Below are 22,874 nucleotides of genomic sequence, written 5' to 3' on the forward strand. Positions count from 1 at the left end.
CGCTCCTCGTGAGCGGCTTTGTTTTACCTGCTATTTGAGCGCTGCATGTAAGGCTAGTATGTGCCAGGAAAAGCCATGTTCGATTTTTAAAGTTAGTCCAACCCCGCTACTTTTAGACGGGGCGCTATCGAGTGACGATGGAAGGCGTATCTATCGCTTGAAGCATTGACGATGTACTTCCATGCTCTGTACTTAAACCTGTACATGCACGTTTTGGCGTTGAAAATGGATGCCATCAGTTATATCGCGGCGAGATCGAACCTAGCGAGTACAATGGAAAACGTCTGTAATGATCACGCGCCAGTTATTATTACACGTAAAAGTGAAGCGCCTGTGGTGGTGGTGTCACTTGAAGATTATGAAGCGATGCAAGAAACCACGTACCTTTTATGTGCGCCAGCCAATGCTCGTCGATTGCTAGAGTCGATAGTCGAACTCGAGTCAGGAAAAGGGCAAGAGAGAGAACTGCTCGAATGAGGTTAATTTTCTCGACCAATGCTTGAGAAGATTATCTTTACTGGCAGAAAGCCGATAAAAAGATCCTGAAGCGAATTAATACGCTGATTAAAGGCATACAACGAGAACCCTACGACGGGATAGGCAAGCCAGAACCACTCAAGCACGGTTTGTCTGGTTATTGGTCAAGAAGAATTAACGATGAGTGTGGGGTTGTATATATACCATGAAGACGCCATACTCATCGACCAGTTGCGCTTTCATTACAGTACATAGAGTGATGGGATAAAAAAACGGTGATAATTCTTTATCACCGTTTTTTATACGTTAGCTCAATGAAAGAGACTAAATACCTTGCTGCATTAACGCCTGGATATTGTCCTCGGCACTAAAGTATTGCGCCTCTTGTTTATGTCGGAACAGCTTGAGCGGTGCACCTGTGGCGCTGTGGTAGGCCAGCTGTTGACCTTCTACTTTCAGCATCGTCCCTTCGGGAATGCCGACCACGATCTCATGTGGGTTCTGGATCAAAAACTCTTCAATACGTTCATCGCGAGTTTCCCCCATGTGCCCAGAAATGTTGGCTTCAATATAGTGCGGGTTAATCTGGAATGGCACTAGATTGAGTGCAGGTAAGATTGCCGCCGATACAATCGGCATATCATTGGTGGTGCGAATGGTTGGGCACGCAATGTTTGTGCCCGCGCTCCAGCCAATGTAAAGCTTATCTTGCTTCAAGATCGCCTGTCGTAGTGGGCCAATCAGACCTTGGTCGTGCAACATCTTGTTCAATACCCAGGTGTTACCGCCACTGACAATAAACCCATCAGCGGCTTTGACCGCTTCAACCGGATCGTCGGCTTGATGGAGTCCGGTGACGCTAGCACCAAACGGTGCCACGACGCTGTTCAATTGCGCCAATCGCTCATCATAGTCGCCGCGGATCATCGCGAACGGGATAAAAAGCAATTTTTTTGCACCTGTGCGGTTGATAGCTTCTTCAACCCAATCAATACCAAACTCAAGTAATGAGGTATTGCCAGCCACTTTGCCATTACTAAACAACAATACATTCATGGCGTTTCTCCGCTAATTACGATTTATCGATTTTTCACTCGTGAGTCGAATGATCTCTTGCACCACTTTGCTTGCGGCGCGCAGCGATTTCACCGGCAGGTACTCATAAATGGAGTGGAAGTTATGAGCGCCGGTGAACAGGTTAGGGCAAGGCAGTCCGTTTTGAGACAACACCGCACCATCATAGCCGCCACGCATTGGTATTTGTTTCATCTCGATGTGATTATTGGCGTACGCTTGCTTGGCGATATCCACGACATAAGCCGTGTCACCTTGCAGGCTATTGGCCACATTTTCGTAGCGATTACTTAAGTCAATCTCAACACCGCCCCACAAATCGTTGCAGCTATCAGCCAGCTGCTGCAAGAACGCCATGCGTTTTTTGTAGCCTTCAAAAGAGAAGTCACGAATGTCGAGGTTGAGCACGGTTTTCGCACTGTTGCCTTTCAGCTCTTTTACCCAGTAGTAACCTTCACGCCCTTCGGTGTATTCAGGCGCTTCGCCCGGAGGTAACATGGCGATAAACTTGTGCGCCATCAGGAGTGAGTTTTTCAGTTTGCCTTTGGCTGACATCGGGTGCGCCGATTGTCCGGTAAAGGTCACCACTGCGTTGCCCGCGTTCCAGTTTTCACACACAAACTCACCAATGCCACAGCAGTCCAGGGTAAAACCAAAGTCCGCACCGAACGCCTCGACATCGAAGGCTTTTGCACCGCGTAAACCTTGCTCTTCATCCGGAACAAAGGCGACTTTGACCGTGCCATGCTTCTCTTCTGGGTGAGCCTGAAAATGTTGCAGCGCATCCATGATGGCAGCAATCGCCGCTTTGTCGTCTGCGCCTAACAGGCTGGTACCATCGGTGACAAGAATCTCCTCACCACGGTAGTCCGCCAGTTCTGGGAACTCTTTTTCACTGAGGTAGATGCCAAGCTCCGTATTAAGACAAATCGCGTCGCTGTCGTGACGCTTAATCTGTGCTTTCGTGTCGGCGCTTTGCTCAGCACTGGTATCAAGGTGAGCAAAGAAAGAGACCACAGGCGCGTCAGTATCGATATTGGCGGGCAGCGTCGCGGTGACGATCGCGGTTTCTGCAACCTGCACCTCTTGCATTCCGAGGCCAATGAGTTCATCGGCCAATTTTTTCGCTAACACCATCTGACCCGGAGAGGAGGGCATGATACCCGCCGCCCCGTTAGCACGATTGGTGGTAGTGTTAATTTCGGTATAGCTGATAAAGCGATCAATAATATTCATACATCCTCCCATTAAATGAGCATCTGAGAGACGATAAGCACCGTCGCCAGACCACCAAGCATTGGGATCACAGTACGTTTCGCCAAATCAATTGGAGAGACATTCGCGACCGCAGAACAAGCGATGATCACGCCAGCCACCGGAGAGGCGGAACGCATCAGGCCAGAAGCGAGCTGCATTGGCATGGCAACGGCCGCAATCGGTGCACCCACCTGAGTGGCCACATCCGGCGCCAGGTTCGAGAAGCTGAAGAAAGACGCGTTACCCGAGCCTGATAGCAGCGTGACCAACAAAATAATGCCCACAAGAACCAGAACCATCGCGAGGTAACCAAAACCAAAGCTAGAGGCAGAGTTAAGCAGCAAATCAATGAAGCCGATAGATTTCAGACCATTTACAAACACTTGTGCCGCGATGATCAAGCTCACCACGCTGGCAAACACGCCGCCCATCCCGTCTAGGTAGACTTTTAAAGACGCTGCCACCGCCTTACCGTCGCGTTCGACAATGTAATCACAGGCCATGGCAACAAAGAGGGAAATAAACATCGCTGTGACCACATCCATACGAATACTGGTGATGGCAAATTTACTGAATGTCAGTAGGAGCAATAATGGCAGCACAGGCAGAATCGCGAACCATTTTGGTACCTGACGCTGCTCTTTTTCTTCTAGATTAAATTCGCGTTCTACGCCATTTTCTGCGTCTTTTTTATCGAAGTAACGCTGACAGACAAAGTGCAGAATCGCAATCACGATCATCGCCGCGCCAGCAACCACCATCTGGTAGCTCACAAAGTAAGTCGCAACATCAATGCCGGAGACCTCTGCTGCCTTGTTCGCTGCTGAAGAGGCTGGCCCTAAGTCCAAACAGCCCGTTGTGGCAACCACTGCTGCGGCCGCTGCTGGGTTACAGCCCACACCAACAAGCACCGGGTACATCGCTACCAAAAGGAGCAATGCCAAACCAGTCGCGCTTGGGATAAAGATATTGATCAGCTGACCAATAATGTATGCCATTGCCAAGACAAGGTATGGGTTTTTGATGTGCGAAAGCGGTTTGGTCGCAATCTGAACCATCGCATTGGCCGCGCCGATGTGACTCATGTATTTAGAGAAACCACCGACCGCCATGATGATTAAGCCCAGTTTTGCCAAAGTAGAGGAGGCAATAACTTTAATCACTTCAAAAAAATCGACAATCACCGCGCCCGTCGGCTTGCCTCCTTTGGGCATAAAGTCTTCGTGTCCACTAAGAACACCTAAAGCAATCATTAACAAGCCAGCCAGTAAGAGCACAGCTTGGGTGTTATATTTCTTAACGATAAAGTATCCGACAAAAAATATAATCGGTAAGGCTAGGTAGGTCATCGTATTACACCTCTTAAGTAATAAACGGTCGATGTATACCGAAGTCGCCTCAAGGCGCTTGCTTCAGTGTGGGTGCCTTATCCGACAAAGGGGCAACACTCTGAATCCTGTGCTTGAGTTTATTTCGGAATAAAATTTACTTGTTATTGAATATTTCGAATTCGTTGAACGTGTTCTCTATTCTGCTAAAGCGTTGATCTTTATCTGTATTGACAGACATGCCTTTGATCAGAAGTTCAATTAAAGAAAAGCCAGCTGTGCGATTGTTAAAAATACCATCGCTATGGCTCGCGACGCAGAATTGAACATCTGAATAGGAAAAGAAAGGGTTCACTTGTTGGTCAGTGAGAACAATAATTTTGCCGCCATGTTGATGAAACCAACGTACACAGCGCACGGTAATACTGGAAAAACGGTGATAAGAGATCGCAAGTAAGGTGTCGTTTTTATCCACATCGACCAATTGGTGAGGCAGGGTGGAAGCATCGGCTTTGAGTAACACCACATCTTTGCGCAGATACCGAGCAAGCAGATAAAAATAGTTAGACAAGGCTTCAGCCGAGGCGCTGCCCATAATGTAAAGCTTGCCTTTTGGGGTGAGCAGGTATTCGACGGCGCGCTCAACATCGGGCAGATAGAGGGTGTTATACGTTTCCTCCATATTGGTCATCACTTCTTCAAAGTGTTGATTGACTAAACCTTGCTTTGGGTGTGTGGAATCGGCGCTGTAGCAGCGTTCAATCGGTGTCGTCAGCTCCTGCACCAAATCTTGTGAGACAATTTTTTTAAACTGGATAAAGCCAGTAAAACCAAGGCGATTAAGAAAGCGTCCTAATGTGGCTTTACCTACGCCGATGTTTTTACACAGTTCATCCATCTTGGCGAACGGGAGCATTGGGAAGTTTTTGAGGCAGTAATTGACGATGAGTTTTTCGCTTGGCGTCAGTGCGCCAATCTCATTTACACTATCGATAAAGTCTTGCTTGGTCATGTTTTCCCACTCATTAGATCTGATGAGACAATTTTCCTACCGATAAGGTGAGTCCTTCAAGGGAATGAATTTTTCCCATATAAAAAGTGTGATAATTGCACTGAATATCAGGTAATAGCATTGAATCAATGTTTCTTTGATTTACATGCTAATGGAGTTAAAAAAGATAAAATCGTGCAATAAAAAACTCCACCTACAAGGTGGAGTTTTTGTGTATGAGAGGACCTTATTTGACTAAGGAATAACAGGAGCAGTAACACAAGACACAAACATATTCGTATCTGGTGTAAGGTTTGCGGAACTACTATTTACAGAGGCATACATACGTAGTGACCAGTAAGTACCGTTCCATTTGTCTGCAGTGGTTCTCATTGATGCACTCATATAGTGTGTTTTGATATCTACAGGTGTTTTTGCTCCTGTAGGCCAACCAAATACTGGAGATATAAAGCGATCATCTTCCTCATTAGATGTTATTTGATTCGCGTTGAGATCTGACATGCTTGAATCGCCAGAAGGGTCTGGGGCATTGTTTGCTGGGTAATGGTTTCCATCATAATAGCCGCCCGTATTACCAATTGGCAGTGCCCAAGTGTTATCTGCGTATAGGTTAGTACATGCCTCATAGACATTGACTTGATTATGGTTGTACATCGCCCACTCAATGCCATTGAATGGTTGTGGTGCTGCTGCCGTTAATAGGTTCGCGCCAAAGCCCACTTTGTCTTTCAGTTGCGTTTCGGCCACAGTGAGTGGACGGTGGTAAATAAGAGCACCATTGACAATCTCACGTATCGGCTCAATACCACGTTTGCTTGCGTCTGTGGCATCGTAGTAAAGACCGCCGGTCACGCTTGCACTGTTGGCAGCATTCACACATTTTTCTGTGCCGTTAACATCTACACAGTATTCCACTGTTTTACCAATGAAATCACGCGCTTCTAGGACTTCTGGTGCAGCAAACCAAGCGTAGTCAGTAAGAAGACCGTTACGCGCACCGATTTTGTATGTGTTACTCGTCTTTTGTACGGTTGGCGCTAGGTCACCGGCTGGGCCATTTTTGTTACTTGTATCAACCTTCCACTCGCCAAGAGTCGCGTCAGCTGCATAGCCATACACGGTTGCGATTAGCTCTTGGTCGTACTCAAGTTTACCTTCGATTTTGATGCCTTTTGGCGTCACTTTAGACGTCAGACAAACTTCGTCACCTGCGGTATTTAATGCAGTTTGTGGTGTGACACAGAAATCCAGTGCTTTACCTAAGTCTGCTTGGGTGATGGTGTAATCACAGGTGCGCGCATCCGTACAAACTTCACCGGCAATATTGTCTACTTTCCAGACCGCGGTAGACGCACCTTCGAGGCTACCGTCTGCTTGAGCATAGTCGTAGTTACCACGTAGTGTGGCACCAACTTCAGTATCAGTGGCAGGAGCCTCAACTTCTGCAATTACGTTACTTGCGGTTGGTTTCGCTTCTGAAACAACAGCTACTGGTGTCGTTGTGGCACAAACTTCAGTACCACTTGTTGGTGTACCTGTTTTAGCGACCGGAGTAACACAAAACTCGAGAGCAGTGCCTTTGTCACCTTCTACTGGGGTATAGGTTTTTGTGGTTGAGACTTCGTTTACACCTGATTTCCAGCTGTAGGTACTGGAGCCTTCAAGGTCACCATCGGCATCAGTAAAGGCGTAGTCGGCGGTCAGTTCTACACCAACAAAGGCGTCCGCAGAGAACGTGATATTAGATGCAACTGGTGCTGAACCCGCTTTGGCTGTAATCGCGTCAGTTAACGCTGAACAGACTTCATCACCGGCTACGGCTGGCGTGCTATCGGTTTTAGGAGTGACACAGAATTGAACTTGTTTACCTTCTAGCGTGTTGCCAAGAGTGATAGTTTGTTCAGTGCCCACAGTGTCAGTGCTGGTTTTCCAGGCAAACGCAGAAGTACCTTCTGTCTCTCCTGTATAATCATAAGAGCCAGTCAGTGTATCACCAACCGTTGGCGTAGAAGCTGGCGTGATCGCCACGTTAGTTGCAACCGGTTTTTCACCCAGCGGACCGTTAACAGTTTTGGGTAGGCTACAGTTTTCTGTGCCCACTGTATTAATATCGCCTTGTGCTTTTGGTGTCACACAGAATTTGAGGTTGAGTCCTTCAAGATACGCGTATACAGGAAGTACTTGTGTAGCAACGATTTCAGTCTCATCTGCAGCATTACGCCATGAGTAGGCACTGCCTTCTTCTGCACGTGGGGTTGCGTTCGGGTCAACAAATTTGTATGTACCCTTTACCGTTTCGCCTACATAAAGCGCAGGGGCGACCACTTCAGTCGCAATAGGCGGGTATACATTGTCGTTACTGATTGGAAGTTCTTTGTTGTCTTCGGCATTACAGCCGATCAAGGTTGCTGTAATGACAACAGCTAGGGTCTTTTGTTTGAATGTCATATCGCGTTTTTTCCTACGGTGGAACAACAATGCCGTTCTACTGCGAGTCAGCGGATGGCGTGCTGGTTGCTTTGTTCATTTACGTAATGTGTTATCAGGAGGGATATTAACTTTCTAAATCTTTCATTAATGTGATTTGTGCCAATTTTCGAAGTGTTTTATTTCGCTTTGAAAGAAAATGATGACAAATGTCAGGTTTTTGAAGACAAAAAAAGCCAATCGCAAGATTGGCTTTGGATTTTAATTAAGGAGTGGTTTTAGAGTTGGAATGAGTAACTGACAATGGCTTTGATCGCATTGATATCGCCACGGTCTGATGACCGGTCTGCCCCTAAGCCTGCATAGAGGCGATCTGGGCGGAAGAAACTACTGCGTAGAAGAAAGTTTAAGTTTTTCATACTGCCAGAACGAGGGCGATAAAATACATCAATAACGTGCTCTTCACCTCGCCCCATCTCTATTTCATAGGTTGTATGATGTTGTACTGGTTTTCTTTCCCAATGATAACGATAAGCCAGTTTAAGACTAGGTAAACCTATATGACGAAAGTCATATGAAACACCAACAACGTGAGCTTGACCTCCATCACTTCGGAAAGAGGAGTAACCTGGTGAGGTTACAAGGTTTAAATATCCCTTTGCTCCTCCAAAACCGTAAGAAAATCCGCCTTTTCCGTTAGATTTTGGCGCATCGACAGTATGATAGCCGTACCATAACTTCCAGGCATTTCTTTCTAATTCTCCGTGATAAGCAATCAGGTAGGCATGGTCATCAAAGGCAGCAACGCCTCTTTCGACATCTTCGTGCCAAAGATCACCAGCCGCTTTGTTGTAGTAATATTGTGCTTTTAAATGTAATTTCGTTTCTGGCGTGATCATATGATTCATCCAGACGTTAGTGTGGAAGCGACGTAAGTAATCTTGTGCTTCACCATAAGAGAACACATAACCCCAGTCACGACCTGCACGATAATCGATACGCCCTGTATATAGATAATCGTAAGAATTCGGATAAGGGTCATAATAATTACTATTGGTGGTAAGATTGCCCATTTTGTCACCAAGACCATCCATAAAGCCAGTTACAAATGCACCATCAAAACGAAAATTATTCCATTTATGACGAACCATAAACCCGCGGTAGCTTGAAAGCACTGCGTCATCAACGCTAGCGGTAGTGATCATGCCAGTATTGAAGAAACCGTCACCGACAGTAAGGTTACCGTCTTTCCAGTAAAACTTGGCATTGGCCATTGGCACTTTACCGAAACCTTCCACGCCGTAGCATTTGTACTGACCCTTAAATTTCTCACCACCGGTCCAAACACAATCTTTATTTGCAAGCAGTTTTTGTCCACCGTTCCAGTTACTCATCCCTCCTGGGTATTGGCTATCAAGTTCAAATAAATGCGAGTAGCCTAGGTTGAGGTTCATTTTTACTGGACTGTCACCAAGTTTTATTTTGCCTGAATTGTAGAATATACCGATAGATTGGGTCCACTCTGATTGTGTATGGTGACCAAATTTGTCTTGTTGGAATTTACCATTTTCATCAAAGTATTTGACGTCGCTATCCCAACGGTGTGCCGATTTATAGTAGTTCACCATCGATACGGTGACTTTATCGTTTGTGGTCGCCTCTTTATAGGCATGGCTTAAAATTGAGGCATTAGCAATAGCAGGGACTGCCAATACACCAGATAAGAGTGCGCCACCTAAGGTCAGTTTTACCGCTTGTGTGCAAATGGTCGGTTGATGTTTACGTGCCATAAAAGTCCAGCTCCAATGTCCACTTTATCGTGTGGGGTCGAAGAATAAGGAAAAAGTCATGGATTAATCTTACTATTTTCTTTCGTGGTCTTTCGTGACTGGTTGCACGAAAACAAAAGCAAATATAAAATAATTAATCGAAAATTAGGTGTTAATCCTGATTTATGCCGTGCTGTGGAGGGTGTTGTTAAAGAAATAGGTGTGTTAGCAAAGGTATTGTAACAGCGCATATTCCATGGGTGGACTATGCGCTAGTGCTTTATGGAGAGAGTATTTAGTTCAATGTGTACACTTTGAAATTGTCAATTTTCAGGTGGCTTTTCCAGGTACGGAAACCAAATTTACCGGATTTAAATTGTGTTTCATCGGTAATTTCATACAGTTGCTTATCATTAGCATATACGTAGATGCGGTCATCTAAGTTGATGATTTTGATATTGGTATACACGTTAGGCACGTTCATGAATTCTTTCGCTGAGACATCGTATTCAGGAAGAAGAGGACGTTTTCCGTCGCCTGCATAACGGCGAAAGCGAGTGGTTGAGTTATCGTTCGCACCGTAGCCGATGTAGTAGAGGCGCATTGGATCGTATTTGCGCATGTTGCCTGCGCGCCACTCTGATTTTTCAAAAAAACTGTTTGAGTGCGGATCTTGTGCCATCCAGAACCAGTTCAGGTCCGTACCTCGGTCGTTAGGACCACCATTCACGACGACCATGCCGTCAAATTCAATCACTGAAGGGGTGTCAATATCGTGTTTGAACCACACGGTAGTGCCGTTGCCATCATCAATATCAAGGGCACCGTTTTTAATTTCAGTGCGTGATACCTCGCTCATTTCTACGACCCAGTTATCTAGCTTGTTGTCAAAAGTATCACTGTGGACCAGTGTACCATGCGCTTTTATTAGCTGTTCTGGGGTCTCGAAATCAAAAGAAAACGAAGGTAGTGAAAAACTTAGGGCTGCAACGAGTAAAGTGAGTTTCTGTTTCATCATACGGCCTTAAATGGAGTTATCAGAATAAGTAAAAATCGTTAACTGCTGAGGTGGGTAGAAGGAAAAGCCAGCACGGCGCTGGCTTTTTTTATAAACCAAGTCACTTTAAGGGGCTTGGGTATAGCAATACTTATTAGGTATAAGCGTTTAATACAGAAGCCGGGACTTCTGTTGGGCGCCAAGAGTCACCCGTGTGCTCAAGCCAGTGCATAAGTTCGGTTTGTACCAGCTGTTCAACTATTTCTGGACGCTCTTTTGCGATGTTTGTGGTTTGGTATGGATCGGCAACATTATCGAACAGCATGTATTCAATCGGTTTTCCAATCTTACGCGTGGCCTGCAGCGTGTAACGATCAGTGCGCACACCACGATTTCCGTAGGATGGTGCACCATAAGGTGATTTCACATAGAACTGGGATGTTGCGCGTTCATCGCCTTTATCGCCCTGAATCGTCTTTGCGTAGTTGGTGCCTTCAACCGTATCTGGGATCTCGGTGTCTAAGCCCATCAGACCTAACATGGTCGGGAATAGATCCGGAACAGAGAAGAGTAGGTCATCCTGCATTGGCATCAGTTTGCCTTTCCAACGGAAAATCATCGGAATGCGAACGGCCTCTTCGTAAATTACATTTTTCGTTGGTTGACCGTGCGCACCAAGACAACAGCCGTGATCTGAGAAGAATACGACCAAAGTATCTTCGGCTAAGTTAAGACGATCAAGCTCATCAACAATACGACCAACCTGCTCGTCAACCCCATTAATCATTGCCAGGTATTCTTTATAGAAGTCTGGACCATAACCTTCTAGATACTCTTTATCCCAGTTTACGTTTGGACGATCGTTCATCTCGCGTGAGGTTTTACCATTAAAACGCTCTAGGTATTTCTCTGGCACTTGATCATACGGTGAATGTGGTGGGTTCATAGATACAACTAGTGCGAATGGGTCTTCCTCATTACGGTATTGACCACCCTCGTTACGTAGGTACTTGATCGCCATGTCTGCTTCATGTTCTGGCGACCATTGGTTGATCTTTAACGGTGCTTCACGTGGTGTGTCATTGGTCCAGTAGATTGGATTCATGTGCAGGTCGTAAGTACCGTACGAGTACCACCAATCAAAATTATGACGGTGCGATGGCGGTGTCCAGTCGTTCCAGTAACGACCATCAAGCGGGTTATTATAAGACGGCACAAATGGCGCTTTTGGACAATCTAAGTGCCATTTACCGAGATAACCCAGTGAGTAGCCTTGCTTTTTCAGTACATCTGACCAACAAATTGCATTCTTTTTCAGCTCTACGCCAAAATCAGAACCTGCAAAGTTACCTTCTTCTGGCGTATGGCAGTTGCCGTGAATGCCATTGCGGTAAGGGTACTGACCAGTCATGAACATGCCGCGAGCGGGTGTACATAGCGGAAAGTTTGAAATGGTTTGATCAAGCACGACACCTTCACGAGCCATACGGTCAATGTTTGGTGTTTTCGTATGTTTGTCCATGCCCATGTAGCCCAATGACTGGGTACGGCATTCATCAGGGAAGATAACCAGTAGGTTTGGCTTCTTCGTATTTTTTTGATTTTTATCCTGACTTATTGCAGGAGCGGTACCTTTGGAGGTGATTGAAGAACAAGCAGCCGTTGTGGCAACAACGCTTGTAGCGGCAATCCCTTTCAACAGGTCACGACGTGAAAAAGACATGGTGGTTTCCTCTTGTCAACATTTTAAATTGCAAGCGACTTGCTTTCTAAACGCTTATTGCTCGATATCGTAAATATTCGAAAGCTAAATGTCGAATTGATAGATCACAAAAGTCTAAAATTAGACTATAGAAAATGAAAAAAATGTTACGAAGATCTACTTTCGTAATTTTTTGTTTTGCTAGCTTCTATATAGCTTTTCTTATTGTTTTTGTATTGATTTTAGCTTTTAAAACGAAAACTAATGAAAGAATTTGTGAAAGCCATCAAAAAAAAAGTGTTTTCCGGTTGCATGACTTTCGTTTTTTTATTTACTATAAATAACGAAGCACAACGAAAGTTTCTTTATTGTTGTTACAGAATAACCAATGAGGATCGTCGCACTGGATTAATTACTCCTTTCGATTTCACCTCTGAAGTATCTGTCCACCATCTTACTTTTACCAGGGCGTTGCTCTATTAAGTGGTGATGACGCAGTAATTCTGGTACTACAGCGTCGGACATATTCTTTATTTGAATAATGTTTTCTGCGTTGTAGTCATAACGAATGGACTCGATGTTGCTATGGCCTTTCATCTAAAGCTGGTGCAAGTGTGACGTCTGGATGGGGGTGATGTACTTGAAACGTCATCATTTAAAACCTTCTAACGTGCGCCTCTTTTGTGTTCGAACTCCATAGAGACATCGGGTGAAACTTATACCAAATTGATCCACTCTGGAGTGATTACATGACAACTCTTCTGAACATCGTAAAGCAGCATAAAGCTGGTAACGAAAACGGAATTTATTCCGTATGTTCTGCTCACCCTCTTGTTCTTGAAGCGGCTATTCTGCAAGCGAAAAAAGACCAATCTTCACTTTTGATTGAAGCAACGTCAAACCAAGTTGATCAATTCGGCGGCTACACCGGTATGTTACCTGCTGACTTCCGTGATTTCGTTCTTAACTTGGCAGAAGAACATGGCTTTAACGCTGAAAATTTAATTCTTGGTGGTGACCATTTGGGTCCTAACCGTTGGCAAGGTGAGCCAGCAGCTGAAGCAATGGCAAAAGCAGACGTACTTATAGAAACTTACGTTGCTGCGGGCTTTACGAAAATCCATTTAGACTGTTCGATGTCATGCGCCGGTGATCCCGTGCCATTAACGGATGAGATCGTGGCTGAGCGTGCAGCGCGCCTAGCGAAAATTGCAGAAGCAACGGCAGTGAAGCATTTTGGTTCTGCTAATGCACTTACTTATGTGGTTGGTACAGAAGTACCTGTACCAGGTGGTGAAGCTGAAGAACTGCATGAAGTACAACCAACGTCACCAGAAGCTGCTCGTCAAACCATTAAAGCGCATCAGGACGCGTTTGCTAGCGCTGGTCTTGATTGTTGGGATCGCGTAGTCGGCTTGGTTGTGCAACCAGCCGTTGAGTTCGATCACTCTAGCGTCATTGATTACAAACCTGAGCCAGCCGCTGAACTATCAAAAGTGGTCAACGAGTTTGAACACATGCTTTTTGAAGCGCACTCCACTGATTATCAATCTCCAGAGAACTACGGCCTATTAGTTCGCGATCACTTTGCCATTCTGAAAGTGGGGCCACAACTGACTTTTGCAATGCGTGAAGCCTTATACGGTCTATGTGCTATTGAAGATGAAATGCTACCAACGGAGCTGCGTTCTAACCTACGTGACGTGATCGAATCGGTAATGCTCGCGAAACCAGATAACTGGGCGAAGTACTACCACGGTAACGAAGCCGAGCAAAAATTCGCACGTTCTTACTCTCTGTCTGACCGTATCCGCTACTACTGGGCTGATGAAACTATTCAAGCAGCCGTGGATAAACTGTTCGCTAATCTAAAGGATGGTCTGCCTCTCGCATTGGCGAGCCAATACCTACCAGAAGGTTATGCAGCACTGCGTAGCGGCGATATCGAAAACAACCCTAAAGCGTTTGTTATCAACAAGATTCAAAAGACCGTGCTAGAAATCTACGCACGTGCTTGTAAGTTCTAATTATACGAGTGAACAAATTATGAAACACCTAGGCATTGAGGTTGCTGAACTAGAAGAAAATAAAGGTTTCTGGACAGCAAAAGAAATTGAGCAGCAGCCGGACTGTTGGCTAAAAACGCTTTCAATTGTAAATGAGTGTCGCGCACAAGCAGAGGCGTTCCTTGCGCCGTTGTTTGCCAAAGATAACCTACGCATCGTAATGACTGGCGCAGGTACTTCTGCCTTTGCTGGTAAAGCGTTAGCGCCAATCCTAGCGAAAGAGCTGAACTGTCGTGTAGAAGCGATCGCGACCACAGACATCGTATCAAACCCATCTCAGTACTTCGCGGAAGATATCCCAACGTTATTGGTGTCATTCGCTCGTTCAGGTAACTCACCAGAATCTGTGCATGCGGTGGATTTGGCCTCTCAAGTACTGTCTGACTCCTTCCATCTGGTTGTTACCTGTAATGCGGAAGGTCAGCTGTACAGTCGTTGTCAAAGCGATGCGCGTTCGTTCGCAGTATTAATGCCAGCGGAAACCAACGATAAGTCATTCGCAATGACCTCTTCGTTCTCTTCAATGATGATGGCGGCATTCTCATTCTTAACGTTCAATAAAGCGGATGCGAAAGATTTAGAGAAAGTATGTGAGCAATCTAAAAAACTCATCCAAGACGTATGTGCACCAATTCGTGACATTGTAGTGAAAGATGCAAAACGTGTGATTTACCTCGGTTCGGGTGGTTTCCAAGGTCTGGCTCAGGAGTCGGCGCTAAAACTGCTAGAGTTAACTGCAGGTAAAGTGATTGCGATGTACGATTCGCCACTTGGTTTCCGTCACGGTCCTAAGTCGATTATTGATGATGAAACCCTGATCATGGTCTACATCTCGAATGACCCATACACACGTCAATACGACTTAGACCTGCTAACAGAATTACGTCGTGATAATCAGGCACTACAAGTTGTGGCAGTGGCCGCGCAACTCGATGATGTCGTCACTGATGGTCACTACCTGCATATTGAAGGTCTGGAAGCGGCTTCTGATGTTGAGTTGATTTTTCCATACCTGGTTGTGGCGCAGGAGTACTCATTCTTCCATTCGTTAGCACTAGACATTACACCGGATAATCCATGCCCGACGGGCGAAGTCAACCGTGTCGTGCAAGGCGTGATTATCCACCCATTTGGATCATAACTGAGGGTTTTAATATTATGTCAGCGAATATCGTATGGTGTCGAATTGACGAGCGTCTATTACACGGCCAGGTAAAAATTACCTGGATGCCAGCCTCTGGTGCCAACACCTGCATCGTGTGTAACGACGATGTGGCCGAAGGCCCAACCGCCGAGTTCTCTCAGGCGGCGATGCGTGCTTCTGCCGGTGGCGAGTTCAAAACCTCGTTCTACTCGGTCGACAAGCTGTGCACTATCATTGGTAAAGCCAAGCCGGAGCAAAAAATATTCATCGTGTGCTCGAACCCAACCGACGTGGCGCGTCTGATTGAAGGCGGCGTGCCTATCAAGGCGGTGAACGTGGGCAACATGCACTTCCACGGAGGTAAACAACAAATCTCAAAAACCGTGTCAGTCGATGACAAAGACATCGCGGCCTTTGAGCGCATTGCGGCGTGCAATGTGGTTTCCACTATCCAAAACACCCCAGACCAAGAACCGGTTGAGGTGTTAGCTCTGGCGACAGCGAGCGCGTAATTTTCAACCGCTGGGGTAGGTCGTCCTCCTCCGGCTCTGATAAAGGAAGAGACAATGCTATTTGAAGCAATGCTTGTTGCGGCGTGGGCGTTCCTGTGTGGTATCGATAAATACGATGTTGCACTGAACATTCACCGTCCTCTGATCACCGGTCCGATTATTGGTCTGATCATGGGTGATCTGGAATTGGGTCTGATGACCGGTGCGGTTCTGGAGTTGGCGTGGCTTGGCCTGGTGCCAAACGCTGGCGCTCAGCCACCAGATGTAACCATGGGTACGATTGCCGCGGTGGCGTTTGCCATCATGACCAACCAAACCCCAGAAATCGCAATGGGCGTCGGTATGCCGATTGCGGTACTGATGCAGATGTTGATCATCGGCTTCTTCGCCATGTCCTCGTTTGCGATGGGTAAAGCGGACGACTGCGCCGAGCGCGGTGATTCTCGCGGTATCGACTTCTTATTGATCAGCATTCTGACCGCTCGTGCCACCATGTACTCCGTGGTCGCGTTTATCACCGTGTATTTTGGTGAGCACGCGGCACAATGGATTGACGAAAACGCGCCAACCATGCTGCTTGAAGGTCTGGGTATCGGCGCGAAAATGGTGCCAGCTATCGGTTTCGCCATGCTATTAAAAGTGATGTGGAACAAAGAGATGGCGGGGATCTTCTTCATTGGTTTCGTGATGACCACGTACCTGAAACTGCCAATCATGGCGGTGGCGGTACTCGGTGGCTCAGCCGCGGTCCTTTACTACTTCATGACTGGCAACCAAGCCCAGGCAGTCGCAAGCAATAACTCTGTGCAAAGTGAGAATTACGATGACGACGGTATCTAATACAGACACACTTCCAAAAGAAGTTGAACAAGCAGAACGTTTCACTGATGAGATTGATGCGTACCAGGACACTGAAGTGCGTAAAGTGATCACCAAGCGTGAGCTTGTGATGTGTGCCCTGCGTGGCCTGTTCATGGAAGGCAACTTCAACTTCGAACGTATGCAGGCCGGTGGTTACGCGTACTCGATGATCCCAGCGCTGAAAAAAATTCACGGCAACAACAAGCGTGACTTTGCGACCTCGTTGAAAAACCACCTGCAGTTCTTCAACAGCTCACCAAAACTGTTCACCTTCCTGCTTGGCCTGTCGGTAGCGATGGAAGAGAACAAAGAAAAACCAAGCACCATCAACGCCGTGAAAGTGGCGGGTCTTGGTCCACTGGGTGGCATTGGTGATGCGCTTGACCACATGACGCTGATGCCATTGACTCTGGCACTGGGCGCGGCGATTGCCGCGGATGGCTCGATTGCCGGTCCGTTCGTGTTCTTCGTACTGTACCAAATTCCGCACTTCTTAGCGTACTTTGGTCTGATGTTCCTTGGCTACAACGCGGGTGCGAAAGCGATGAGCGCCATGAGTGGCGTGACCGAGAAGTTAGCGCGCGCGGCCAACATCATGGGTCTGTTCGTGATTGGGGCGTTGACCGCCACCTTCATCAAAGTCAACACCACGCTTGAGCTCGAGATGGGCGGCAAAGCGGTGTCGCTGCAACACGACCTGTTTGACAAGATCATGCCGAACCTGCTGCCACTGGCACTGGTGTTCTTCATGTTCAAAATGGTGCGCGGCAAAGGCTTCTTTGCCAAACCACCAGTACTGATTTTTGGTACTCTCGCGTTTGGCGTCGTGGGCCACTATCTCGGTATTCTCTAAGTTTGACCAAAGGGGAAGGCAAGCGCTTCTCCTTATTTTTAAGGAATTTTCTCATGATTGGTATTGTTGTTTCAGGCCACATCAACTTTGCGACCGGCATGCAGTCGGCCTTTCAAGCCATCGCTGGCGAACAAGATCAGTTTCAATTTGTGGATTTTTTAGAGTCCATGTCGACCGACGATTTAGAAGCTGAGCTACGCAAAGCGGTGCAAGCGGTCAACACCGGTGACGGCGTGCTGTTTTTGTGTGACATGGTGGGGGGCTCGCCGTGCAACCGCGCGATGAACATCATGATGGATACCCCGAATGTCGAAATTGTCGCCGGCGTGAACCTGGCGATGATCGCCAACTCAGCGTTTGAGCGCGATGGCAGCAACCTCCACGACTTGGTGGAAACGCTGCTGGAAATTGGTGGCTCGACCATGCAATCCATGCGTCAGGCACTCGCGAAAATCAGCGCGGCCGCGGCAGATGACGACGACGGTTTATAAGCATGCGTTTTGCCCTATTAGCGGATAAGGTCTTCACCCCAAATGGGGTGGAGCACGACACCGCCGTGATCGTCAATGGCGATACCATCGAAGCGGTAACCCAGCAGATCCCAAGTGATTGTGAGTGCATTCGTCTTGAAGGCCAGTCTCTGATGGCTGGCTTTGTTGATATTCACATTCACGGTCGCGGTGGGCGTGACGTTATGGACGCCACCCCTGAGGCGCTGCAAACCATCAGTGACGCGCTGCCAGAAACGGGCGTCGTTGCCTGGTGTGGCACTACCGTCACCGCGCCGATGGACGAAATCCACGCCGCGCTCAGTGGCGTGAAACGCTTTATTGAGCAGGGTCAGAGCTCGGGTGCCGAACTGGTGGGCTCGTTCTTAGAAGGGCCTTACTTTACCGAACCGTTTCGTGGCTCGCACCCGACGCGCTTTTTAAAAGCCGCGACACTGGATGAACTCGAGCAGCTCAGCGCCTGCGCCGGGGACACCTTACTGCGTGTGGCCCTCGCGCCGGAATACGACGGCTCAATGGCGGTGATTGACTGGCTGGTCGCGCGCGGGATCAAAGTCAGCGTCGCGCACACCAGCGCCACCTTCGAGCAGGTGACCGAAGCGCATCAGCATGGTGCCGACTGTGGCGTGCACCTGTTTAATGGCATGTTGGGGCTGCACCACCGTGAGCCGGGCTGTGTTGGCGCGGTGCTGTACCACGACATGTTGGCCGAAATCATCCCCGATGGCGTGCACGTCAATCCGGTGATGATGAATCTGGCGTACCGCATGAAAGGGCATGAGAAGATGGCCCTTATTACCGATTGTATGCGTGCCGGAGGCATGCCCGATGGCGATTACGTCCTCGGCGCGCAAACCGTCACCGTCACCGATGGCAACGCCATGACCGCCGACGGTTCTTTAGCAGGCAGTACTTGCAGCCTGGACAAAGCGCTGCGCACCATGGTGTTCGACGCCAAGATCCCCGTGTGGGAAGCCGTGCAGATGAGCACCGCTGTGCCTGCGCGCTACCTTGGACTCGAGCGGCGTTTAGGCTCAATTGCCGCCGGTTTTGATGCTAGCTTGGTCGTGATGGACAATCAACTGCACGTTCACCGCACCCTTATCAAGGGGCAGTGGGCATTTCATTCTCAAGAATAACGAGGGGTCCTAATGGATATTCGTCAACCCATTCACAGTGCACACGCGAAAACGCTCGACACGGACGGGCTGCGTGAACAATTTCTCGTCGACACCGTGTTTGTCGACGGCGAGATCACACTGACTTATTCGCACATCGATCGCATCCTCTTTGGAGGCATCGTCCCAACGCAAAAGCCACTAGCGTTAGCCGCGGGTAAAGCGCTTGGCGTGGAGTACTTCCTGCAGCGCCGCGAATTGGGTCTGATCAACCTAGGAGAAGCGGGTAAAGTCACCGTTGATGGCGAGGTTTACGAGATTGCCGCGCGCGAAGCCCTGTACATCGGCATGGGTGCCAAAGAGGTTACCTTTGAAAGCGTCGACGCCAGTGCTCCGGCGCAGTTCTACATGAACTCCACCCCGGCACACCACGCTTACCCAACGCGCAAAATCACCCTTGATGACGCAGAAAAAGTCACGCTAGGCAAAGCCGAAAACTGCAACGTGCGCACCATCAATAAATACATTGTGCCATCGGTGCTGCCAACGTGTCAGTTGACCATGGGCTTAACCCAGTTGCACCCGGGCTCACTTTGGAACACCATGCCATGCCACACGCACGAGCGCCGCATGGAAGTGTACCTCTACTTTGATATGACGGATGACAACGTCGTGTTCCATTACATGGGCGAGCCGACCGAAACGCGTCACATCGTGATGCGCGAAAAACAAGCCGTGATCTCACCAAGTTGGTCTATCCACTCCGGTGTGGGCACCGCTGCATACTCATTCATCTGGTCCATGTGTGGGGAAAACCAGACCTTTGACGACATGGACCACGTGGCCATGTCCGACCTACGCTAAATCAGGCGACTGATTTTCATATTTGATAGTAATACACGCTCTCACGCTCACCCTCAAAGACTACCGGGCGTGAGGGCAGCTTTATAAAGGAAATGCATCATGAACATGTTCGATTTAACAGGTAAAGTCGCGATTGTCACCGGTTGTGATACTGGTCTGGGCCAAGGCATGGCCGTGGGTCTGGCTAAAGCCGGCGCGGACGTACTGGGCATTGGCTACGTAGAAGCACCAGAAACCAAAGCCATGATCGAAGCCGAAGGCCGTCGTTTCGAATACATCAACGCGAACCTGATTGCCAACTCAAGCAAGGCGGCACTGACAGAGCTTGTCGACCAGGCGGTAGAAATCATGGGTCGTGTGGACATCCTCGTTAACAACGCCGGCATCATCCGTCGTGAAGATCTGCTCGACTTCTCAGAAGAGAACTGGGACGACGTGATCGCCATCAACCAAAAAGCCGTGGTATTCCTTTCTCAAGCCGTGGCAAAACACTTCATCGCGCAACAGTCAGGTGGCAAAATCATCAACATCGCCTCCATGTTGTCGTTCCAAGGCGGCATTCGCGTGATCTCTTACACCGCGTCTAAATCAGCAGTGATGGGCATCACCCGCGCACTCGCGACCGAACTGTCGGGTCACAACATTCAAGTGAACGCGATTGCCCCAGGTTACATGGCGACCAACAACACTCAAGCCCTGCGTGCTGACGCTGAGCGTAACCAAGCGATCCTTGAGCGCATTCCAGCGGGTCGTTGGGGTCTGCCAACGGACATGCAAGGTCCGGTCACCTTCCTTGCCTCAGAAGCCTCAAACTACGTTACCGGCTACACCCTAGCGGTGGATGGCGGCTGGTTAGCTCGCTAATAAGGAGCCGACATGACACTGAATAAAGCGCACGTATTGGATCAGATGAAACGCGTTTACCGCTACCAAGCGGCAAACCAAACGCGCAGCGTGATCCGCCGCAGCGGCGCTACGCGCTTCATCAAAGACACCGATTGGGAGCGGGGCGTGTTCTGGTCTACCGTGGCCGCGGCGTGGAAAGCGACCGACGATCAAGAGTACCTCGACGGGGTGATGAACTACACCTTACACACCGGTTTTCGTACTGGCGCCTTCCCGCGCTTTGCCGACGACCACGTGTGCGCACAGGCGTACCTAGACGTGTACCCAACGGTCAACGTGCCAGAAGCACTGGAGCCGACCATCAAAGCGTTTGACCTCATGGTCAACGATCCAAAACCGGGTCACCGTGATTGGTGGTGGGTGGATTCGCTGTTTATGGCCCCTCCGGCGTTTGCGGCGCTGTCACGCGAAACCGGTGACGACAAGTACGTTAACTACATGCACACCGCGTTCTGGGACTCGGTGAATCACCTGTACGATCCTGACACGGGTCTGTACTACCGTGATTATCGCTACATGCCAACCGAAGTGGGCCAGAAGTACCGCAACGAATTTGGGGATGGTGGCAGCGAGTTTCGTGAAGCCAACGGTGAAAAAGTGTTTTGGTCGCGCGGACTGGGATGGATGCTGGCCGCCGTGCCACGCATTCTCGAGCGTTTGCCAGAGCACTTTGACGAGCGCGAATGCTACCGTACCTTGTTCGTTAACCTGGCCAAAGAAGTGGTGAAGTACCAGCACGACGACGGTTTCTGGCGGGCGAGCCTGCTGAATCCGGACTCGTTCCCGGCACCGGAATCAAGCGCTACCGCGCTGTTCACCTTCGGTCTGGCGTGGGGCCTCAACCAGGGCTTGCTCGACGAAGCGACCTACCTGCCTGTCGTGCATAAAGCGTGGGCGGCGTTAGAAACGGCCATTCACGACAACGGCATGATTGGCTGGGTACAGTTGCCGGCGTTCAACCCGCGTGATGTGCAGTTTGAGCACAACATTGATTATGGGGCAGGGGCGTTTATTCTGGCGGCGATTGAAGTATCGAAGCTGGCGTAGCGTGCAGCACAAATGGGGAAAGAGAGAGCGGCGCTAATGCGCCGTTTTTTATGGGTAAGTTGAATTGAATAATTAAATCACATTTTCTCTACCTTTATTAATTTATTTATCAATAAATATTTAAATGTATTTTTAAACTGATTCAAATTTTTAATAATATTTGGTTGATAATTTTTTATTATCGTGTGAAATATATATTTATTTACTGTGTTTATTATTTTGGGGATGTTTATGAAAAAATTACTTACGGTTACCATTGCGTCTTTACTTGCTTCATCTGTTGTGTTTGCGGGTGATACTTACTTAATTAAACATGTTGAGAAAGCGCCTGTTATTGATGCAAATGACAGCGACATCGCGTGGGGTGAAGCCGATACACTGACTCAGTTTACATTCCCTTGGGATACTAAACTGGCACCGGCAACTGAGTTCAAGGCTGTGTGGGATGATGAAGCGGTTTATTTCCGTTTCCGCGTGGATGATAAGCATGTCACCATTGGCGAGGGTGAACGTGGTGCCTTGGATTCTGACCGTGTTGAAATATTTTTAGCGAAAAATCATGATCTAGAAAAATATTACACAATGGAAATAGACGCTGAAGATCAAATATATAGTGCTGTGGGCACTTTCGACACCAAGATTAATAAAAGAACCTCTTTGCTGGAATATAAATGGGAAGGTCTTAAAACTCGCTCAAAAATAACAGAATATGGTTATTTGGTTGAAGGTTCTATTCCTATGGACACATTAACAAATATGCAACTGTGGCAGAATAAAGACAAAACAGAGCTTATTTGTGCTTTAATGCGTGCGGAGTTTACTAAAACAGAAAGCGGTATCGATATGGGTTGGATTGCATGGAATGATCCTAAGCTTCCAAAACCTGCATTCCATAATCCAAAGCCATTTGGTACATGCAAACTTGTTAAATAAAAAAAGTATCCACCGGCA

Annotated in this window: 20 protein-coding genes and 1 pseudogene; 13 read left to right on the forward strand and 8 right to left on the reverse strand. The window is 48.0% G+C overall.

Annotation, left to right across the window (positions count from 1 at the left end; genetic code table 11):
- Positions 1–171 precede the first annotated feature (171 nt).
- Both FKN05_RS12525 and FKN05_RS12530 read left to right on the forward strand, forming a co-directional pair.
- Positions 172–477, forward strand: coding sequence for a type II toxin-antitoxin system Phd/YefM family antitoxin (locus FKN05_RS12525; protein ID WP_212752286.1), 306 nt, complete (start codon positions 172–174; stop codon positions 475–477).
- A gap of 62 nt (positions 478–539) precedes the next feature.
- Positions 540–732 (forward strand): annotated as a pseudogene (locus tag FKN05_RS12530) (Txe/YoeB family addiction module toxin).
- Between the two features lie 69 nt (positions 733–801).
- Here FKN05_RS12530 and pepE read toward each other — a convergent pair.
- The 8 genes from pepE to FKN05_RS12570 form a co-directional block, all read right to left on the reverse strand.
- The gene (gene pepE / locus FKN05_RS12535) at positions 802–1,533 is read right to left on the reverse strand and encodes a dipeptidase PepE (protein WP_099610726.1); all 732 of its coding nucleotides are present in this window, start codon (positions 1,531–1,533) and stop codon (positions 802–804) included.
- A 12-nt stretch (positions 1,534–1,545) separates the two neighbouring features.
- Complete coding sequence (pepT, locus tag FKN05_RS12540; RefSeq protein WP_170887677.1) at positions 1,546–2,787, reverse strand: peptidase T; 1,242 nt, start codon at positions 2,785–2,787, stop codon at positions 1,546–1,548.
- 11 nt (positions 2,788–2,798) lie between these two features.
- Positions 2,799–4,157, reverse strand: a complete 1,359-nt coding sequence (gene dcuC, locus FKN05_RS12545; RefSeq protein WP_170887678.1) for a C4-dicarboxylate transporter DcuC — start codon at positions 4,155–4,157, stop codon at positions 2,799–2,801.
- A 136-nt stretch (positions 4,158–4,293) separates the two neighbouring features.
- Positions 4,294–5,148 carry a MurR/RpiR family transcriptional regulator gene (locus tag FKN05_RS12550; RefSeq protein WP_099610723.1) on the reverse strand — a complete coding sequence of 285 codons (855 nt, stop codon included), beginning with the start codon at positions 5,146–5,148 and terminating at the stop codon, positions 4,294–4,296.
- Positions 5,149–5,382: 234 nt separating this feature from the next.
- Entirely contained in the window at positions 5,383–7,596 is a 2,214-nt protein-coding gene (locus FKN05_RS12555) for a hypothetical protein (RefSeq protein ID WP_170887679.1), read from the reverse strand.
- 257 nt (positions 7,597–7,853) lie between these two features.
- Complete coding sequence (locus FKN05_RS12560; RefSeq protein WP_170887680.1) at positions 7,854–9,365, reverse strand: OprD family outer membrane porin; 1,512 nt, start codon at positions 9,363–9,365, stop codon at positions 7,854–7,856.
- Between the two features lie 274 nt (positions 9,366–9,639).
- Positions 9,640–10,359, reverse strand: a complete 720-nt coding sequence (locus FKN05_RS12565; RefSeq protein ID WP_170887681.1) for a DUF6250 domain-containing protein — start codon at positions 10,357–10,359, stop codon at positions 9,640–9,642.
- A 136-nt stretch (positions 10,360–10,495) separates the two neighbouring features.
- Entirely contained in the window at positions 10,496–12,064 is a 1,569-nt protein-coding gene (locus FKN05_RS12570) for a sulfatase-like hydrolase/transferase (protein WP_099610719.1), read from the reverse strand.
- Positions 12,065–12,792: 728 nt separating this feature from the next.
- Between FKN05_RS12570 and FKN05_RS12575 the strand changes: the two genes are divergently transcribed.
- The 11 genes from FKN05_RS12575 to FKN05_RS12625 all read left to right on the forward strand — a co-directional run bounded on the left by FKN05_RS12575 (position 12,793) and on the right by FKN05_RS12625 (position 22,856).
- Entirely contained in the window at positions 12,793–14,070 is a 1,278-nt protein-coding gene (locus FKN05_RS12575) for a D-tagatose-bisphosphate aldolase, class II, non-catalytic subunit (RefSeq protein ID WP_170887682.1), read from the forward strand.
- Between the two features lie 19 nt (positions 14,071–14,089).
- Positions 14,090–15,250: an SIS domain-containing protein gene (locus FKN05_RS12580; RefSeq protein WP_099610717.1), complete on the forward strand. Its 1,161-nt coding sequence runs from the start codon at positions 14,090–14,092 to the stop codon at positions 15,248–15,250.
- A gap of 17 nt (positions 15,251–15,267) precedes the next feature.
- Positions 15,268–15,765, forward strand: a complete 498-nt coding sequence (locus FKN05_RS12585; protein ID WP_212752287.1) for a PTS sugar transporter subunit IIB — start codon at positions 15,268–15,270, stop codon at positions 15,763–15,765.
- Positions 15,766–15,819: 54 nt separating this feature from the next.
- Entirely contained in the window at positions 15,820–16,605 is a 786-nt protein-coding gene (agaW, locus tag FKN05_RS12590; RefSeq protein ID WP_099610716.1) for a PTS N-acetylgalactosamine transporter subunit IIC, read from the forward strand.
- The gene (locus FKN05_RS12595) at positions 16,589–17,479 is read left to right on the forward strand and encodes a PTS system mannose/fructose/sorbose family transporter subunit IID (RefSeq protein WP_170887683.1); all 891 of its coding nucleotides are present in this window, start codon (positions 16,589–16,591) and stop codon (positions 17,477–17,479) included. The genes agaW and FKN05_RS12595 overlap by 17 nt, the downstream gene beginning before the upstream one ends.
- A gap of 53 nt (positions 17,480–17,532) precedes the next feature.
- Positions 17,533–17,970 carry a PTS galactosamine/N-acetylgalactosamine transporter subunit IIA gene (gene agaF / locus FKN05_RS12600; RefSeq protein WP_170887684.1) on the forward strand — a complete coding sequence of 146 codons (438 nt, stop codon included), beginning with the start codon at positions 17,533–17,535 and terminating at the stop codon, positions 17,968–17,970.
- 2 nt (positions 17,971–17,972) lie between these two features.
- On the forward strand, positions 17,973–19,127 hold the full coding sequence (gene nagA / locus FKN05_RS12605) for an N-acetylglucosamine-6-phosphate deacetylase (RefSeq protein WP_170887685.1): 1,155 nt from the start codon (positions 17,973–17,975) through the stop codon (positions 19,125–19,127).
- Between the two features lie 12 nt (positions 19,128–19,139).
- Positions 19,140–19,970: a 5-dehydro-4-deoxy-D-glucuronate isomerase gene (gene kduI / locus FKN05_RS12610; RefSeq protein ID WP_099610714.1), complete on the forward strand. Its 831-nt coding sequence runs from the start codon at positions 19,140–19,142 to the stop codon at positions 19,968–19,970.
- Between the two features lie 99 nt (positions 19,971–20,069).
- Positions 20,070–20,834 carry a 2-dehydro-3-deoxy-D-gluconate 5-dehydrogenase KduD gene (kduD, locus tag FKN05_RS12615; protein WP_099610713.1) on the forward strand — a complete coding sequence of 255 codons (765 nt, stop codon included), beginning with the start codon at positions 20,070–20,072 and terminating at the stop codon, positions 20,832–20,834.
- A gap of 12 nt (positions 20,835–20,846) precedes the next feature.
- Positions 20,847–21,923 carry a glycoside hydrolase family 88/105 protein gene (locus FKN05_RS12620; protein ID WP_099610712.1) on the forward strand — a complete coding sequence of 359 codons (1,077 nt, stop codon included), beginning with the start codon at positions 20,847–20,849 and terminating at the stop codon, positions 21,921–21,923.
- Between the two features lie 231 nt (positions 21,924–22,154).
- The gene (locus FKN05_RS12625; protein ID WP_099610711.1) at positions 22,155–22,856 is read left to right on the forward strand and encodes a carbohydrate-binding family 9-like protein; all 702 of its coding nucleotides are present in this window, start codon (positions 22,155–22,157) and stop codon (positions 22,854–22,856) included.
- Positions 22,857–22,874: the final 18 nt, after the last annotated feature.

Source organism: Vibrio sp. 1-1(7) (genome assembly GCF_013048485.1).
In the GTDB taxonomy this organism is placed as follows: Bacteria; Pseudomonadota; Gammaproteobacteria; order Enterobacterales; family Vibrionaceae; genus Vibrio; species Vibrio fujianensis.